This window comes from Streptomyces sp. NPDC001744 (assembly GCF_042892575.1).
Lineage (GTDB): Bacteria > Actinomycetota > Actinomycetes > Streptomycetales > Streptomycetaceae > Streptomyces.
The window spans coordinates 118,262-134,794 of record NZ_JBIAUG010000011.1 but is presented as its reverse complement, the minus strand read 5'-3'; the positions used below and the strand labels follow the sequence as shown (position 1 = coordinate 134,794).

At 74.1% G+C, this 16,533-nt stretch carries 18 protein-coding genes; 12 read left to right on the top strand and 6 right to left on the bottom strand.

Features of this window, described 5'->3' with window-relative positions; translation table 11 throughout:
- Positions 1-5: 5 nt before the first annotated feature.
- From ACFYZY_RS15760 to ACFYZY_RS15735, 6 genes are all read left to right on the top strand, one after another.
- Positions 6-878, top strand: a complete 873-nt coding sequence (locus tag ACFYZY_RS15760; protein ID WP_388693820.1) for a TetR family transcriptional regulator — start codon at positions 6-8, stop codon at positions 876-878.
- Between the two features lie 170 nt (positions 879-1,048).
- On the top strand, positions 1,049-2,497 hold the full coding sequence (locus ACFYZY_RS15755) for a CitMHS family transporter (protein ID WP_388693818.1): 1,449 nt from the start codon (positions 1,049-1,051) through the stop codon (positions 2,495-2,497).
- A 285-nt stretch (positions 2,498-2,782) separates the two neighbouring features.
- Positions 2,783-3,445 carry a hypothetical protein gene (locus ACFYZY_RS15750; protein ID WP_388693817.1) on the top strand — a complete coding sequence of 221 codons (663 nt, stop codon included), beginning with the start codon at positions 2,783-2,785 and terminating at the stop codon, positions 3,443-3,445.
- 10 nt (positions 3,446-3,455) lie between these two features.
- Complete coding sequence (locus tag ACFYZY_RS15745; protein WP_388693816.1) at positions 3,456-4,190, top strand: class F sortase; 735 nt, start codon at positions 3,456-3,458, stop codon at positions 4,188-4,190.
- 295 nt (positions 4,191-4,485) lie between these two features.
- Positions 4,486-5,877, top strand: a complete 1,392-nt coding sequence (locus tag ACFYZY_RS15740) for an aldehyde dehydrogenase family protein (protein ID WP_388693814.1) — start codon at positions 4,486-4,488, stop codon at positions 5,875-5,877.
- 151 nt (positions 5,878-6,028) lie between these two features.
- Positions 6,029-7,111, top strand: coding sequence for a Zn-dependent alcohol dehydrogenase (locus ACFYZY_RS15735; protein ID WP_388693985.1), 1,083 nt, complete (start codon positions 6,029-6,031; stop codon positions 7,109-7,111).
- A gap of 178 nt (positions 7,112-7,289) precedes the next feature.
- On the opposite strand, the gene ACFYZY_RS15730 is transcribed toward ACFYZY_RS15735, so the two are convergent.
- Positions 7,290-8,222, bottom strand: coding sequence for a DMT family transporter (locus ACFYZY_RS15730; RefSeq protein ID WP_388693812.1), 933 nt, complete (start codon positions 8,220-8,222; stop codon positions 7,290-7,292).
- 122 nt (positions 8,223-8,344) lie between these two features.
- Here ACFYZY_RS15730 and ACFYZY_RS15725 point away from each other — a divergent pair, with 122 nt between their 5' ends.
- Entirely contained in the window at positions 8,345-9,010 is a 666-nt protein-coding gene (locus ACFYZY_RS15725) for a TetR/AcrR family transcriptional regulator (RefSeq protein ID WP_388693811.1), read from the top strand.
- A gap of 129 nt (positions 9,011-9,139) precedes the next feature.
- On the opposite strand, the gene ACFYZY_RS15720 is transcribed toward ACFYZY_RS15725, so the two are convergent.
- The 3 genes from ACFYZY_RS15720 to ACFYZY_RS15710 all read right to left on the bottom strand — a co-directional run bounded on the left by ACFYZY_RS15720 (position 9,140) and on the right by ACFYZY_RS15710 (position 11,616).
- Positions 9,140-10,054, bottom strand: coding sequence for a DMT family transporter (locus tag ACFYZY_RS15720; protein ID WP_388693809.1), 915 nt, complete (start codon positions 10,052-10,054; stop codon positions 9,140-9,142).
- Positions 10,055-10,206: 152 nt separating this feature from the next.
- Positions 10,207-10,902: an ArsR/SmtB family transcription factor gene (locus tag ACFYZY_RS15715; protein WP_388693807.1), complete on the bottom strand. Its 696-nt coding sequence runs from the start codon at positions 10,900-10,902 to the stop codon at positions 10,207-10,209.
- An 18-nt stretch (positions 10,903-10,920) separates the two neighbouring features.
- Positions 10,921-11,616, bottom strand: a complete 696-nt coding sequence (locus ACFYZY_RS15710; RefSeq protein ID WP_388693806.1) for a TetR/AcrR family transcriptional regulator — start codon at positions 11,614-11,616, stop codon at positions 10,921-10,923.
- A gap of 68 nt (positions 11,617-11,684) precedes the next feature.
- Between ACFYZY_RS15710 and ACFYZY_RS15705 the strand changes: the two genes are divergently transcribed.
- From ACFYZY_RS15705 to ACFYZY_RS15690, 4 genes are all read left to right on the top strand, one after another.
- Entirely contained in the window at positions 11,685-12,842 is a 1,158-nt protein-coding gene (locus ACFYZY_RS15705; RefSeq protein WP_388693804.1) for an acyl-CoA dehydrogenase family protein, read from the top strand.
- Positions 12,843-12,904: 62 nt separating this feature from the next.
- Positions 12,905-13,192, top strand: coding sequence for a YiaA/YiaB family inner membrane protein (locus ACFYZY_RS15700; RefSeq protein WP_388693802.1), 288 nt, complete (start codon positions 12,905-12,907; stop codon positions 13,190-13,192).
- Positions 13,193-13,289: 97 nt separating this feature from the next.
- Complete coding sequence (locus ACFYZY_RS15695; protein WP_388693800.1) at positions 13,290-13,814, top strand: hypothetical protein; 525 nt, start codon at positions 13,290-13,292, stop codon at positions 13,812-13,814.
- A gap of 106 nt (positions 13,815-13,920) precedes the next feature.
- Entirely contained in the window at positions 13,921-14,547 is a 627-nt protein-coding gene (locus ACFYZY_RS15690; RefSeq protein WP_388693984.1) for a TetR/AcrR family transcriptional regulator, read from the top strand.
- On the opposite strand, the gene ACFYZY_RS15685 is transcribed toward ACFYZY_RS15690, so the two are convergent.
- Positions 14,538-14,999 (bottom strand): MaoC family dehydratase, encoded by a 462-nt coding sequence (locus ACFYZY_RS15685; RefSeq protein WP_388693799.1) that lies wholly within the window; start codon positions 14,997-14,999, stop codon positions 14,538-14,540. The genes ACFYZY_RS15690 and ACFYZY_RS15685 overlap by 10 nt on opposite strands.
- Positions 15,000-15,202: 203 nt before the next feature.
- Between ACFYZY_RS15685 and soxR the strand changes: the two genes are divergently transcribed.
- Positions 15,203-15,682, top strand: coding sequence for a redox-sensitive transcriptional activator SoxR (gene soxR, locus ACFYZY_RS15680; RefSeq protein WP_388693797.1), 480 nt, complete (start codon positions 15,203-15,205; stop codon positions 15,680-15,682).
- 105 nt (positions 15,683-15,787) lie between these two features.
- On the opposite strand, the gene ACFYZY_RS15675 is transcribed toward soxR, so the two are convergent.
- On the bottom strand, positions 15,788-16,402 hold the full coding sequence (locus ACFYZY_RS15675; RefSeq protein ID WP_388693796.1) for a hypothetical protein: 615 nt from the start codon (positions 16,400-16,402) through the stop codon (positions 15,788-15,790).
- Between the last annotated feature and the right edge of the window lie 131 nt (positions 16,403-16,533).

Below are 16,533 nucleotides of genomic sequence, written 5' to 3'. Positions count from 1 at the left end.
GACCCGTGCCCCAGACCCACCCCCAAACCCGCTCCCAGGCCGCTCCGGTGCTCCGCCGCACTCCCGTGCAGCAGCGCAGCGCCGAACGGCTCGCCCGCATCCTCGACACCTGTGCCGCGCTCCTCGACGAGACCGGGTACGAGCGGTTGAGCACCCGCGCCGTCGCCGCTCGCGCCGGGGTCCCCATCGGCTCCGTCTACCGCTTCTTCGGCAACAAGCGGGCCATGGTCGCCGCCCTCGCCCTCCGCAACCTCGACCGCTACGCCGAGCGGGTCTCCGAACGCCTCGCCGCGACACCGCTCCTCGACGCGCGCGGGGCCATCGACGGCGTCCTGGACGAGTTCATCGCGATGAAACGGACCGTTCCCGGTTTCGCGCTCGTGGACTTCGGCCTGCCCGCCGCCGCGGCCGGGGAAGCGGTCGGCGAGCCGTCCCGGACGGTGGCGGGAAGCGCGTCCCGGGCGACCGGGAGGGCGGCCGGAGCGGTGGCCGAAGAAGCTTCGGGCGGGCACGCGGTCCCGTACGGGGGCACGGCTTCCGGAGGGATCGCGGAGCCGGACGGAGGAGCGGAGCCGGACGGAGGAGCGGAGTCGGACGGAGAAGCGGCCCCGGGCGGAGAGGCGCGGCCGGGGCGCGGTCGCGGCGTGCCCTCCGGCGACGACCCCAACCGTCTCGTCGCCGAGCGGATCTGCGAACTCCTCGCCGCGCACCTGGGCCGTTCCGCCGACGAGGAACTGCACCGGAAGGTGCTCGTCGGGGTCGAGACCGCCGACGCCCTCGTCCGGCTCGCCTTCCGCACGGACCCCGACGGCGATCCGGCCCTCGTCGCCGAGACCCGGCTGCTCCTCCACGCCTACCTGGCGCCTTCCCTCTTGTGACCCGCCACTCCTCGCGGTCGGTCCGTTTCCTGCTGTGTCCCCGGCCCTGACCTGCTTCTTTTGCTCGTATTGCTCACGCGTCAACATCTTGTTAACGCCGGAAGGAGGCACCTACGGTCATCCGGACCGCCGCTCGGCGGCCGTTCAAGGGTGAACGTGAGGTGTCCTCCATGCTGACCGTCCTCGGCTTCGCCATGATCGCGACCTTTCTGGTCCTGATCATGACGAAGAAGATGTCGCCGATCGCGGCGCTCGTGCTGATTCCCGCCCTCTTCTGCGTCGCGGTCGGGCAGGGGGGCCGCCTCGGCGACTACGTCGTCGAGGGGGTCGGCAACCTGGCGCCGACGGCCGCGATGCTGATGTTCGCGATCGTCTACTTCGGCGTCATGATCGACGTCGGCCTGTTCGACCCGATCGTCCGGGGCATCCTGCGCTTCTGCAAGGCCGACCCCCTGCGGATCGTCGTGGGTACGGCGGTGCTCGCCGCGATCGTCTCCCTGGACGGCGACGGCTCCACCACGTTCATGATCACCGTTTCGGCGATGTATCCGCTCTACAAGCGGCTCGGGATGAGCCTGGTCGTCATGACGGGTGTCGCGGCCACCGCCAACGGCGTCATGAACACCCTGCCGTGGGGCGGTCCCACCGCCCGCGCCGCGACCGCCCTGAAGGTGGACGCCGCCGACATCTTCGTGCCGATGATCCCCGCGCTCGCCACGGGGTTGTTCTTCGTCTTCGTCCTGGCGTACGTCCTCGGCCGCCGTGAGCGCAGGCGCGTCGGCCACCTCACGCTCGACGCGGTCCTGGCGCCGGAGCCCGACGCGGTCCTGGTCGCGACGGGCGGGGGCGGTGGCGGTGCCGGTGGTGCCGGCCGTGTCGGCGGTACCGGTGAGAGCGCGGCAGGGAAGGCGGCGGTCTCCGGGAGCGCGGCGGGTGCCGATTCCGGTGCGGGTGCGGGTGAAGGGGACGACGAAGGGTTCCAGGGGCTCGACCCGAACCGCGCCACGCTCCGTCCCCGGCTGTACTGGTTCAACGCGGGTCTGACGGTGGCACTGCTCGCCGCCATGATCCTCGAACTGCTGCCGATCCCGGTGCTCTTCCTGCTCGGTGCCGCCCTCGCGCTCACCGTCAACTACCCGAACATGGCGGAGCAGAAGGCCCGTATCGCCGCCCACGCCGACAACGTCCTGAACGTCACCGGCATGGTCTTCGCCGCCGCCGTCTTCACCGGGGTCCTCACCGGCACCGGCATGGTCAAGCACATGGCCGACTGGCTCGTCGGTGCGATCCCCGACGCCATGGGCTCGCAGATGGGCCTGGTCACCGGCGTGCTGAGCCTGCCGCTCACCTACTTCATGTCGAACGACGGCTTCTACTTCGGCGTGCTGCCCGTCCTCGCGGAAGCGGGCGCGGCCCATGGCGTGTCGTCCCTGGAGATCGCGCGGGCGTCGATCGTCGGCCAGGCGCTGCACATGTCGAGCCCGCTGGTGCCCGCCGTGTACGTCCTCGTCGGCATGGCGAAGGTGGAGTTCGGCGACCACACCAGGTTCACGGTGAAGTGGGCCGCGCTGACCTCGCTGGTCGTCCTGGCGGCGGCGGTTCTCTACGGGATCGTCTGAGGGCACTGGTGACCGGGGCCCGGAGTCCCGTTCCCAGTCTCCGGCCCCCATCTCCGGCCCCGGTCCCCGGTCCCCGGTCCCCGGTCCCCGGTCCCCGGTCCCCGGTCCCCGGTCCCCGGTCCCCGGTCCCCGGTCCCCGGTCCCCGGTCCCCGGATCCCGGCTCTGAGCCGGACGGGCTACTCGGGGGACGACACGGGCATGTCGGCCTCTCTACGGCCAAGGGGTGACTGATAGTCGGATTATCGGTTGAACCATCCGACATGTCCCTTCTCGGAGGAATCAGCATGCCCGTTCGTGCCGTTCGTCCCCTCGCCGCCACCCTCGCGGCCACGGCCGCCTTCGGCGGCCTCGCTCTCGCCGGCGCCCCGGCGGCGTTCGCCGCCCCCGGCGACAACGGCGACATCAAGGTCCACAAGGTCGGCACCCCCTACGGCGACCTGGGCGACGAGGCGAAGGTCTGCAAGTTCTACCTCGCGGCCTTCAACTTCGACGTCCTTCAGGAGGTGAGCTGGGAGATCACCCCCCAGCCGCCCCGCCCGGAGGTCCCGACCCTCACCGGCCGCGTCGCGCTGGCCACCGGGATGGGCCACACCAACCCGCTGACCCTGCCGGAGGGGCAGTACCGGGTCACCTGGACCTTCCCGGGCGCCCTTCCGGCCGGCAAGCAGAAGATCTTCACTGTCGACTGCCACGGCAACGGTCCCGGCCGTCCCGGCCACGGCAACAACGGCCCGGAGAACAACCACGGCAACAACGGCGCGGAGAACAACCACGGCAAGCCCCCGCACGGCGCGGTGGGCGCGGGCGGCGGCGGCAGCGCGGAGCTCGCCGCCGCCGAGGACTCCTCCGGTCCCGGTGTCGGGGCGGCCGTCGCCGCCGGCCTCGCCGGTACGGCCGGACTGGTCCTGATCCGCCGTTCGCGCCGCCGCAGCAATGGCGCCGCGTAGGTCCCGCCTCATGCGCAGGCGGCGGCGCCTGTTCCGGCTCGTCAGGACCGTGGTGGTGACCGTGGTCCTGGTGGTCGGAGGCGTCTGGTGGGCCGGTGACGAGGAGCCGGCCGGGCCGTCCCTCGCCTCCGGTCCCGCCGCCTCCGGTCCGGCCGCCTCCGAAGCGGCCGCGGCCGGGGCGCCGGCCGCCCTGGACCACAACGCGAAACCCGGGGGGCGGCCGGGGGGCGCGTCCCCGCCCCGGTCGAAGGACACGTCCCGGCGGGCGGCCGCGCCGCTTCCCCGTTCGCGTCCCATCGCCGTCGCGGTCCCCGCCATCACCATCGAGGCGCCCGTGACCGACCTCGGCCTCGACGCCGCGGGCCGGCTCGCCGCTCCGCCGGTCGACAACCCGCGGGTCGTCGGCTGGTACGCCAAGGGGCCCGCCCCGGGTGAACGGGGGACCGCCGTCGTCGTCGGTCACCGCGACACCCGTACCGGCCCCGCCATCTTCCTCAACCTCAACGCGCTCAGCCCCGGCAACACCGTCCGGGTCGCCCGCGCGGACGGCAAGGTCGCCGTCTTCACGGTGGACCGCGTCCGGACGTACGCCAAGAACGCCTTCCCCGACAAGGAGGTGTACGGCGCCACCGGGCGGCCCGAACTGCGGCTGCTCACCTGTGGCGGAGCGTTCGACCGGGGGACGGGGTACGAGGCGAACATCGTCGTCTTCGCCCATCTCACCGACATCGCCCAGAAGATCTGACGCCTCCGCGAGCCACGGGCCACGAGTCGGTGGACCGGGTGGAACAGTACGTCCGACCGGCGGCCCCAGCCGCCCCGCCGGTCTCCCCGCCGCGTCCGGCGGGCCACGCCGTCCGGCGCGCGCCCGCCGGACGCGGCGGCATGCCCGCGCCCGGGTTCCGGGACCGACGCCCGGGTTCCGGGACCCGGACCCGGGGACTGAGACCCGGGGCACGTCCCGGAGCCCTGGCGCCGGAAAACTAACGTCGCTAGTTTGGGTGGACGACGAGCCCGTCGGCAACGTGAGGAGACAGCGGATGAAGGCGCACGACGCGATGTACATCGGCGGGGAGTGGCGACCCGCCTCCTCCACGGACACCATCCCGGTGATCAACCCGGCGGACGAGCAGGTCATCGGCCACGTCCCGGCCGGCACCGCCGAGGACGTCGACGCCGCCGTACGCGCCGCCCGTGCCGCGCTGCCCCGCTGGGCCGCCACCCCGCCCGCCGAGCGCGGTGCCCGTATCGCCGCCCTGCGCGACGCGCTCGCCGCCCGCGCCGAGGAGATCGCCGCCACCGTCACCGCCGAGCTGGGCGCCCCGCCGCAGCTCGCCGCCGCCGTGCACGCCGGACTGCCGATCGCCGTCGCCGGCACGTACGCCGAACTCGCCGCCACCCACCCCTTCGAGGAGAAGGTCGGCAACTCCACCGTCTACGCCGAACCGGTCGGCGTCGTCGCCGCGATCACGCCCTGGAACTACCCCCTCCACCAGATCGTCGCCAAGGTCGCCCCGGCCCTCGCCGCCGGCTGCACCACCGTCCTCAAGCCCGCCGAGGACACCCCGCTCACCGCGCAGCTCTTCGCGGAGGCCGTGCACGAGGCGGGTCTGCCCGCCGGCGTCTTCAACCTGGTCACCGGCCTCGGCCCGGTCGCCGGGCAGGCGCTCGCCGAGCACCCGGACGTGGACCTCGTCTCCTTCACCGGCTCCACCGCCGTCGGCCGCCGCATCGGCGCCCTCGCGGGCGGGGCCGTCAAGCGGGTCGCCCTCGAACTCGGCGGCAAGTCCGCCAACGTGATCCTGCCGAGCGCCGACCTCCCGAAGGCCGTCGCCGTCGGCGTCGCCAACGTCATGTCCAACTCCGGCCAGACGTGCAGCGCCTGGACCCGCATGCTGATCCCCGCCGACCGGTACGAGGAGGCGGTCGCGCTCGCCGCCGAGGCGGTCGCCAAGTACGTCCCCGGCGAACGCGTCGGGCCGCTGGTCAACGCCAGGCAGCGGGAGCGCGTCCGCGGCTACATCGAGAAGGGGATCGAGGAGGGCGCCCGGCTCGTCGCCGGCGGTCCCGGGGCCCCGCGCGAGACCGGCTACTACGTCTTCCCGACCGTCTTCGCCGACGTCACCCCGGACATGACCATCGCCCAGGAGGAGATCTTCGGGCCGGTCGTCTCGCTCCTCCGGTACGAGGACGAGGAAGAGGCCCTCGCCATCGCCAACGGCACCGTCTACGGTCTCGCCGGGGCCGTCTGGGGCGACCCCGAGGAGGCCGTCGCCTTCGCCCGCCGCATGGACACCGGCCAGGTCGACATCAACGGCGGACGCTTCAACCCGCTGGCGCCGTTCGGCGGTTACAAGCAGTCCGGCGTCGGCCGGGAGCTCGGTGCGCACGGCCTCTCCGAGTACCTCCAGACCAAGTCCCTCCAGTTCTGACGGTTCCGGCGCCCCCGGTGCCCCCGATGTCCCGGCCGGTGGTTCCGGCGGCTCCGGTGGTCCCGGCGCCCGGCACACCGACGACCCCGGCAGTTCCGGTAGTTCTGGCAGTTCCGACAGTTCCGAGCCCCGAGGAGCACCGCACGTGAGCCTGATCCGCGCCGCCGTCCTGCCCGCCGTCGGCGCTCCGCTGGAGATAACCGACATCGACCTCCCCGAACCCGGTCCCGGCCAGGTCCGGGTCCGCCTCGCCGCCGCCGGCGTGTGCCATTCCGACCTCTCCCTCTCCAACGGCACCATGCGCGTCCCGGTCCCGGCCGTCCTGGGCCACGAGGGCTCCGGCACCGTCGTCTCCGTCGGCGAGGGCGTCACGCACATCGCCCCCGGCGACGAGGTCGTCCTCAACTGGGCACCGTCCTGCGGGCGTTGCCACCCCTGTTCGCTCGGGGAGGTCTGGCTCTGCGCCGACGCCCTCACCGGCGCCGCGAACGTCCACGCCCGCACCCAGGGCGGCACCGACCTCCACCCCGGCCTGAACGTCGCCGCCTTCGCGGAGGAGACGGTCGTCGCCGCCCGCTGCGTGCTCCCCGTGCCCGACGGCGTACCGCTCGCCGACGCCGCCCTGCTCGGCTGCGCCGTCCTCACCGGCTGGGGCGCGGTCCACCACGCGGCGCGGGTCCGGGAGGGCGAGACCGTCGCGGTGTTCGGCGTCGGCGGTGTGGGCCTCGCCGCGCTCCAGGCCGCCCGGATCGCGGGCGCCTCGACGATCGTCGCCGTGGACGTCACCCCGGAGAAGGAGGCGCTGGCGAGGGCGGCCGGGGCCACCGAGTACGTCGTCGCCTCCGGGACCACGGCGAAGGACATCCGGAAGCTGACCGGGGGCCAGGGCGTCGACGTGGCCGTGGAGTGCGCGGGCCGCGCCGTCTCCATCCGTACCGCCTGGGAGTCCAGCCGGCGCGGCGGCCGCACCACGGTCGTCGGCATCGGCGGCAAGGACCAGCAGGTCACCTTCAACGCCCTGGAGATCTTCCACTGGGGCCGCACCCTGGCCGGCTGCGTCTACGGCAACTCGAACCCCGGCGAGGATCTGCCGGTCCTCGCCGGTCACATCCGGGCCGGCCGGTTCGACCTCGCTTCCCTCGTCACCGAACGGATCACCCTGGACGGCATCCCGGGCGCCTTCGACAACATGCTCGCGGGCAAGGGCGGCCGGGCCCTGGTGGTCTTCCCCTGAGACGTGTACGGAGGGCCGCGCCACCCCGGGGGGAGGCGCGGCCCTCCGCGTACACGGGCACGTCGCACGGCACCCGTCACGGACCACGGACCACGGGGCCGGGACGGGGCGCGGGCCGCGCGGACGGCCGTGCCGTACGAACCCTCCCGGGCCGGACCCGGAGAGGGGACCGGCCGGGTCAGGCGAGCTGGATGGTCAGGGAGCCGGCGATCAGCAGGGCGAGCCCCAGGGCACGCGACGTGGTGAGGGGGCGCCGCGGGAGCCTGAAGAGGCCCTTGTGGTCGATCAGGGCCGAGGTGAGCTGCTGGCCCGTCACGGTGAGGGCGACGGTCACCGCGGCGCCGATGGACGGGATGAGCAGGAAGGTGCCGGTGACGTAGGCGGCGGCGCAGACGCCGCCGATCCACCCCCACCAGGGCATCTTCTTCAGCGGGGTGATCCGGGGCCTCGGGGTGCGGCGCGTCGCGTACAGCACGAGCAGGACGACGGCGATGGTGAAGGTCGCCACCGCGAAGCTGATCACGGCCACGGTGAGGGGCTCCTCGAGCCGGGTCCGCAGCTGGGCGTTGACCGCGCCCTGCACCGGCAGCATGCCGCCGGCCGCGATGCCGAGGACGATCCGGCCGGCGCGCCCGGCGCCCGACGTTCCGGGGTGCTGGGCGCCGGCCTTCATGCCCCGGATGATCACGACGATGCCCGCGAGGACGGCCGCGGCGCCGAGGACGATGCCGGCGCCGAGTTCCTTCCGCTCCAGGCCGAGGAGGCCGAGGAGGTCGAGCGCGAGCGAGGCGAACATCTGGCCGGTGACGAAGAGCCCGACGGCCGCGAGGGCGCCGAGCCGCGGGAACAGCAGGATGCCGCTCGTGATGTAGAGCGGACTGGCCAGTCCGCCGAGCAGCTGCCAGGGCTCGACGTCGGGCAGCCCTCCGAGCGCACCGAGCGCGCCGGCCGCCGCCGCGAGCACGACGAGCAGACCCGTCGCGACGCCGAGCTGGAGGGTGGAGGCGCCGTACGGGGTGCCGACGGCCGAGTTGAGCTGGAGGTTCACCGAAGCCTGGACGGCCAGGAGGCAGCCGACCAGCAGGGCCGCGGCGAGGAGCGCGGTGTGCATCTGGATCTCCCCGGGACGGGATGACGGGCAGTCAAGTGGACATTGAGTCCGATTAGGTTGCCATGCGTCATGGCAAACGGACAAGGTGTCCATTTGATTTCGGGGGAAGTAGGGTCGGGGCCATGAGCGACGACGAGCAGCGCGCACGCGGACCCGCCGTGCGCCGGCCCGAAGGGCTCCTCGGTGATCTCCGGGCCCCGGACGACCGGCCGCCCGGGCCCCGCAGGCGCGCGGACGCGGAACGGAACCGTGCCCGGATCCTGGCGGCGGCCGAGCGGCTCTTCACCGAGGGCGACCCGAGGGCGGTCACCATGGACCGGATCGCCAGGGCGGCCGGGGTGGGCCGCGCCACGCTGTACCGGAGCTTCCCCGACCCGCCGTCGGTCGCCGTGGCCCTGCTCGACGACCACGAACGCCGGTTGCAGGAGCAGCTCGTCCACGGCCCGCCGCCGCTCGGTCCCGGCGCTCCGGCGGGGGAGCGGCTGGCGGCGTTCTACCTGGCGATGCTCGATCTCCTCGAACGGCACCTGCCGCTGGCGCTGGGCGCGGAGACCGGGCCCGCCCGCTTCCGGACGGGCGCGTACGGCTTCTGGCGCGTCCACGTCCGGACGCTCCTCGTGGACCACGGGATCGAGGACCCGGATCCGCTGGTCGACATCGCGCTCAGTCCCCTGTCGCCCGAACTCTTCCACTTCCAGCGGCACGAACTCGGCCTGTCGGCCGAGCGCGTCGGGCGTTCGCTCACGGTCTTCGCCCGGCAGCTGCTGCGGCCCGGTGGGGAGCGCTGAGGGCCTTCCGCCGGAAGCGGCGCGGCTCGATCCGGGACCGTACGGGCACGGCGGGCCGGGCGGGCCGCCCGCGCGCCGCCGCCGGGCCCCGGGCGGCCGTGGAGCGGCCGGTGGCGACCGTACGGCCCGTCAGGCGGATCCGGCCGTTCCGGAGGTGGCGGAAGTCCGCGCCCGGGAGCGGGAGACGGCCACGCCCACGAGGCACAGCACGCCCCCGGCGAGGGTGAGCGGGCCGGGCAGCTCGCCCAGGAAGGCCCAGGCGAGCAGCACCACGAGGGCGGGCACGGCGTACGTCGTCGCGCCCATCCGCCCGGCGGTCGTACGGGCGAGGGCGTACGCCCAGGTCGTGAACGCGAGCGCGGTGGGGAACACCCCGAGGTAGACCATGTTCAGGGTCGCCGGCAGCGGCGCCCGCCCCATCTCCCCGATCAGCTGCCCGGCGAACGGCAGGCACGCCACCGCCCCCACCAGGCACCCAAACGTCGTCACCTGGAGCGCGCTGCCGTGTGCGAGCGCCGGCTTCTGGGCGACGACCCCGCCCGCGTACGCCACCGCCGCGACCAGGCAGAGCGCGACCCCCAGTACCGAGGCGTGGCCGCCGGAGGAGCCCCGGGACATCGAGAGGCCGACCGTCACCGCGCCCGCGAACGAGACCGCCATGCCCGCGAGCAGCCGGGGCGGCAGGGCCTCTCCGAGGAACCGCGCGCCGAGCAGGGCGATCAGGATCGGTCCGACGTTCACCACCATCGCCGCCGTGCCCGCGTCCACCTCCTGCTCGCCCCAGTTGAGCACCACCATGTACACCCCGAACCAGAGCAGTCCGGAGACCGCGATCCCCGGCAGGGCCGCCTGTGGCGGGAGCCCCTCCCGCCGCACCAGGAGGACGGCGCCGAGGACCAGCACCCCGGAGAGGAGCCGTCCGAGCGCGAGCGCGCCGGGGGAGTAGGCCGCCCCCGCGCTGCGGATGGAGACGAAGGCGGAGGCCCACAGCACGACGGTGACGCCGGCCGCGGCGAACGCGAGCCGGGAGGACTGTTTCTGCATGGCCCGACGGTAGGCGGTGGACCGTTCGGCGAACACCGCAATGTTCCCGGAGCCGGAGCCGGAGCCGGAGCCGGAGCCGGAGCCGGAGCCCGAGCCGGGGCCCGAGCCCGAGCACGAGCCGGGGCCCGGACCGGAACCAGGAGCGGTCCCCTTCACCGCAGCGTCCCCGGCGCGATCCCCAGACCGTCCCACAGGGCGTTCTCGCCCGCCGGGGTCACCTTCACGGCCCGCTCGGATCCGATCCGTACGCACCACCCGGCGCCGAGCGCGTGGCGGCAGAGCGCGGCGCCCGCGACCCCCGCGAGGTGCGGACGGCGTTCGGTCCAGTCGAGGCAGCCGCGCGCGACGGGCCGCCGTCCCCTCCGTACGAGGGCGATGCCCTGTTCGTCGAACCAGGCCAGGCCCCGGTCCGTGAGCGCGAACCCGGTGTCCTGGCGCAGGAGTCCCCGTGCCGTCAGCGCGTCGGTGATCGCGATGCCGAGCCGCCCGGCGAGGTGGTCGTAGCAGGTCCGGCCGCGGGCCATCGCCTCCCCGGCGCTCGCCTCCCGCAGTGAGCGGGGCCGGGCGGGCACCGCGGGACCCGACCGGGCGGCCAGATCCTCGACGAGCTGCGCGACCCCGGGGTCGGCGAGCCGCACGTACCGGTGCCGGCCCTGCCGTTCCTCCGTGAGCAGCCCGCCCCCGACCAGCTTTCCGAGGTGTTCGCTCGCGGTGGAGGGCGCCACCCCGGCGTGCCGGGCGAGCTCCCCGGCGGTCCAGGCCCGTCCGTCCAGCAGGGCGAGCAGGAACGCGGCGCGGCTCTCGTCCGCGAGGAGCGCCGCGAACGCGGCGAGGTCACCGGCTGTCATGGGTCCAGGTTGCCGTGCTCACGCTTCGGCGGCGGCCGAAGTGCCGGGACCCCGCCCAGACCGCGCGCCCGATCCGCCCGCCCGGTCCGCGTACTGCGCGGCGAGCCCGTCGAGGAGTGCCCGCAGGCCCGTCTCGAAGGCCCCCTCGTCCACCTTCTGGCGGTGCTCCGCGAGCAGGTGGGCCTGGCCCAGGTGGGGGTAGTCGGCGGGGTCGTACGCCGTCTCGTCGTCCACGAAGCCGCGGGCGAAGGAGCCGAGGGCGGAGCCGGTGACGAAGTACCGCATCAGGGCGCCGATGTACGTGGCCTGGGCAGGCGGCCAGCCCGCGCGGACCATCGCGCCGAAGACGGCGTCGGCGACGCGCAGGCCCGCCGGCCGGCGCCCGGGCCCCTGGGCCAGGACCGGGACGATGTGCGGGTGGTCCGCGAGGGCGGCCCGGTAGGAGACGGCCCAGTCGTGCAGGGCGGTCCGCCAGTCGCGGGGGTCGTCCTCCGCGAACATCGACAGGTCGATCTTCGCGCTCACCGCGTCCGCGACCGCGTCGAGGATCTCGTCCTTGGTGCGGAAGTGGTTGTAGAGGGAGGGGCCGCTCACCCCCAGTTCGGCCGCGAGCCGGCGGGTGGAGAGGGAGGCCAGCCCCTCCGCGTCGACCAGCGCGCCCGCCGTCTCGACGATGCGGTCTCGGCTGAGCAGGGGCTTGCGCGGTCGGGCCATGGCCCACATAGTAGGCGTGCGATCCGAAAACTAGCACTGGTAATTAAATGGACGGGTGAGGTGGCACGGTGGATCTGGCGCTGAGCGAGGAGCAGGAGGCCATACGGCGGCTCGCCGAGGACTTCGTCGCACGCGAGGTGAGCCCGCACGCCGCCGCGTGGGACCGCGCGGAGGAGGTGGACCGGGGGATCGTGAAGAAGCTCGGCGCCGTCGGCTTCCTCGGCCTCACCCTCCCCGAGGAGTACGGCGGTTCGGGCGGCGACCACCTCGCGTACTGCCTGGTGACCGAGGAGCTGGGGCGCGGCGACTCCTCCGTGCGCGGCATCGTCTCCGTCTCCCTGGGGCTGGTCGCCAAGACGATCGCCGCCTGGGGGGACGAGGAGCAGAAGCGGACCTGGCTGCCCCGGCTCGCCTCCGGCGAGGCGCTCGGCTGCTTCGGGCTCACCGAACCGGGCACCGGCTCCGACGCCGGGAACCTGGCCACCCGCGCCGTACGGGACGGAGGCACCGGTGACTACGTGATCAACGGCACCAAGATGTTCATCACCAACGGCACCTGGGCCGACGTCGTGCTGCTCTTCGCCCGCACGAACGACACGCCCGGCCACAAGGGCGTCTCCGCCTTCCTCGTCCCCGCCGACGCCCCCGGCCTCACCCGCCGCCCCGTCCACGGCAAGCTCGGCCTGCGCGGCCAGGCCACCGCCGAACTGGTCCTGGAGGACGTCCGCGTCCCGGCCGCCGCGATGCTCGGCCCCGAGGGCAAGGGCTTCGCCGTCGCCATGTCGGCCCTCGCCAAGGGGCGCATGTCGGTCGCGGCGGGCTGCGTCGGCATCGCGCAGGCCGCGCTGGACGCGGCGCTGCGCTACGCGGGGGAGCGCGAGCAGTTCGGGAAGCCCATCGCCTCCTACCAGCTGGTGCAGGAGCTCGTCAGCGACATCGCCGTCGACGTGGACGCGGCCCGGCTGCTCACCTGGCGGGTCGCCGACCTGATCGACCGGGGCGAGGACTTCGCCACCGCCGCCTCGAAGGCGAAGCTGTACGCCTCCGAGGCCGCCGTCCGCGCCGCCAACAACGCCCTCCAGGTCTTCGGCGGTTACGGCTACATCGACGAGTACCCGGTCGGCAAGCTGGTCCGCGACGCGCGCGTCATGACCCTGTACGAAGGCACCAGCCAGATCCAGAAGCTCATCATCGGCAGGGCGCTCACGGGGATCTCGGCCTTCTGAGTACGCCGGCTGAGTACGCGGGCGGATGCGGCGGGTGCCGCGTCCGCCCGATCCTGGCCGGTATGAGCGACACACAGGTCAAGCAGCAGAACACCGCCGCCTACTACACGCAGGCCGTCATCTCCTTCGGGGTCGCGATCGCGGCCGTGGCCGTCGGCGTCTACCAGCTCGACGCCAGCGCCTGGGTGCGGGCCTTCCTCGCCGTCTCGGTCCTCTACCTCACGACCTCGGCCTTCACCCTCGCCAAGGTCGTCCGCGACCGCCAGGAGGCGGGCCAGATCGTCAGCCGCGTCGACCAGGCCCGGCTGGAGAAGCTCCTCGCCGAGCACGACCCCTTCCAGAAGCTCTGAGCCGGCCTCCGTTCCGCTCCGCCCGCCGGTGCTTGGGGACCGGCGGGCCGTGGGTAGGGAGCGGTGGACAGGGGAGTGAACGGCTTCGGGGGGTGTCGTGGATCTCGGTTCCGTGATCATCGCGGTGACGGGCGTGGCGGGGACGCTGGGGGGCGCGGTCCTCAGCCAGCGGGTCGCCGAACGGGTGAGACGCCGGGAGACGGCACTGCTCCGGGACCACGAGGAGGCCCGCGAGAACCTGCTCCTGCGGCGCGCCTGCTACGTGGCCCTCAACCGCGGCGCGCGCCAGTTCACCACGGCGCTCAACCGGCACCTGCACGTCATCCGGGAGGGCGGTGCGGGGGAGGCCGACAAGGAGGCGCTGGAGGAGGCGAAGAGGGTCCACCGCGACAGCCACTCCGAGGCGCAGATGATCGCCCCCGATGCCGTGCTGGCACGGACGAGCGAGGTCAACAGGGCGTTGAGCGAGGTCTACGGCCAGGTCAAGCGCCTCGAACGGGGAGAGCCCGAACCCGGCGAGACGGTGGCCGGCGCGGCCCGGGACCAGGCGGAGATCTGGGGCCTGCTCCGCGCCATGAGGACCGCGATGCGCCGGGACCTCGGCGTGGCCCCGGAGGAGTGACGCCGCGCCGGCCGGTCCGCCCCGCCGGGGCCCCGGGCGAATCTAAGCGCTTGCTCACCCTCGTTGTATGGTGTTCGTCCTGACGGGGACCGAGAGGGAGTACGGAATGAGCGCGGCGGAGGAGACGCCCGGCGGCGAGGACGTGCCCTGGGGCGAGGTCACGCCCGAGGCGGCCCGGCGGCTGCTCGTGGCCGCCGTCGAGGCGTTCGCCGAGCGCGGCTACCACGCCACCACCACCCGGGACATCGCCGGCCGTGCCGGGATGAGCCCGGCCGCGCTCTACATCCACTACAAGACCAAGGAAGAGCTGCTCCACCGGATCAGCCGGATCGGTCACGACAGGGCCCTGGAGATCCTCCGGGCCGCCGCCGACGGCGAGGGCACCGCCGCCGAGCGCCTCGCCGACGCCGTGCGCTCCTTCGTCCGCTGGCACGCCGAGCGCCACACCACCGCCCGCGTCGTGCAGTACGAACTCGACGCCCTCGGTCCCGCGCACCGCGCCGAGATCGTGGAGCTGCGCCGGCGGTCCGACGCGGCCGTGCGCGGGATCATCGAGGAGGGGGTCGCGGCGGGGGAGTTCGACGTCCCCGACGTGTCCGGCACCACGATCGCCGTGCTGTCCCTCTGCATCGACGTCTCGCGCTGGTTCACCACCCAGGGCCGCCGCACGCCCGACGAGGTCGGCGCGCTCTACGCCGACCTCGTGCTCAGGATGGTCGGCGCTCAGAAGTAGTAGCGGGAGATCGACTCGGCGACGCAGACCGGCTTCCCGGAGCCCTCGCGCTCGACGGTCACCACTGCCGTCACCTGCACCCCGCCGGCGACCTCCTCGACCTCCGTCAGGACGGCCGTGGCGCGCAGCCGCGAGCCGACCGGTACGGGGGCGGGGAAGCGCACCTTCCCGGTGCCGTAGTTGACGCCCATCCGCACGTTCTCGACCACCAGGACCTGCGGGACGAGCACCGGGAGCAGCGACAGGGTCAGATAGCCGTGCGCGATGGTCGTGCCGAACGGTCCGGCGGCGGCGCGCTCCGGGTCGACGTGGATCCACTGGTGGTCCCCGGTGGCCTCGGCGAAGAGGTCGATCCGCTTCTGGTCGACCTCCAGCCAGTCGCTGTACCCCAGCCGCTCGCCGACCCCGGCGCGCAGCTCCTCGGCGGAGGTGAAGATCCTCGGCTCGGCCATGTCCCTGCTCCCTCTCGTCACGCTCTCCCGGCCTCCCGGCCCTGCGGTCCCGGGTGTTCCGGTCGCGCTGTCCAAGCGCTTGCTCAGCATTGTGGCGAGGGCGGCACGCTGTCAACGCCCGGCCGGACACCGGGCGGACGCCGGTCCGGACGCCGGGGCGGGCACCCGGCCGGACGCCGGGAGGGGTCCCGTAGGGTCGCGGAGTGCCGCAGATCCCAGAGAAGATCCACGAACTCACCGTCGGCCAGCTCTCCGCCCGCAGTGGAGCCGCCGTCTCCGCCCTGCACTTCTACGAGGCCAAGGGGCTCATCAGCAGCCGCCGCACCAGCGGCAACCAGCGCCGCTACAGCCGCGACGCCCTGCGCCGGGTCGCCTTCGTCCGCGCCGCGCAACGGGTCGGCATCCCCCTCGCCACCATCAGGGAGGCGCTTGCCCGGCTCCCGGAGGAGCGCACGCCCACCCGCGAGGACTGGGCCCGGCTCTCGGCGGCCTGGCGCGCCGAACTCGACGAGCGCATCAGGCAACTGGGCCGGCTCCGCGACCACCTGACGGACTGCATCGGATGCGGCTGCCTCTCCCTGGAGACCTGCGTCCTGTCCAACCCGGACGACGCCTTCGGCGAGCGGATGGCGGGCTCCCGCCTCCTCCCGGTGCGCCGCCCGGCCCCGGAGGACGGGGCGTAGGACACGGCGCCGGCCGTGCCGGACCCTCTCGCCGGGTGCCCGCACCGGGCGCGCGCGGGCCGTGCCGGGACCTCCCGGACCCCGGCCGCCCGCCCGCTCCCCGCCCTACGCCGCCGACGCCATCGGCCGGTGCCGGCCGTCCCGGGCCCGGGCCAGCGCCCCCGGCGTGAGCACCGCGCGCGGGACGCCCACGCCGCAGTCCCCGCACACGGGGCCGTACCGGGGGTCGTACCCGTCGCCCGGTCCGGGCCACTCGATCCGGGGCCCCGCGCACACCGGGCACGCCTCGCCCGGTCCGCGCTCCAGGGCCGTGACCAACCGCCGCAGCACCTCCGGCAGCGGGTCCGACGGGTGCACCCCGGGGTCGCCGCACCGGACCACGCCGTTGCCGCCCCAGACCCGCCGGTGCCAGTCGTCGAGCGCGCCGGGCCGGCGCAGCCCCTCGTGCTTCTCGCGCCGCCGCCGGGCGGCGAACCCCTCCTCGTACGCGAGCCACACGGCCCGCGCCTCCTCCAGCTCGTCGAGCGCCGCCACCAGCCGCTCCGGGTCGAGCTCCCGGTCCTCGGGCCCGAACCTGTGTCTGCGGCACAGGTGGTCCCAGGTCGCCCGGTGCCCGTACGGGGCGAACCGTTCCAGGCACTTGCGCAGGGAGTACCTGCGCAGCGCCGTGTCGCACCCCGGATCGCGCACCTGTCTCGCGAGACTCCGGAAACCGGCCATCTCCCGCCACCTCCGTCGCTGGTCCTTCCGCGGTATCAGAGGGACGAACGGGAGGCCCTCCGCGTTCCATCGGTCTTCCGGAGGCGGCCGCCGACGGGACGGAAGGGGCTCCCGGGGCACGGCGGAACGCC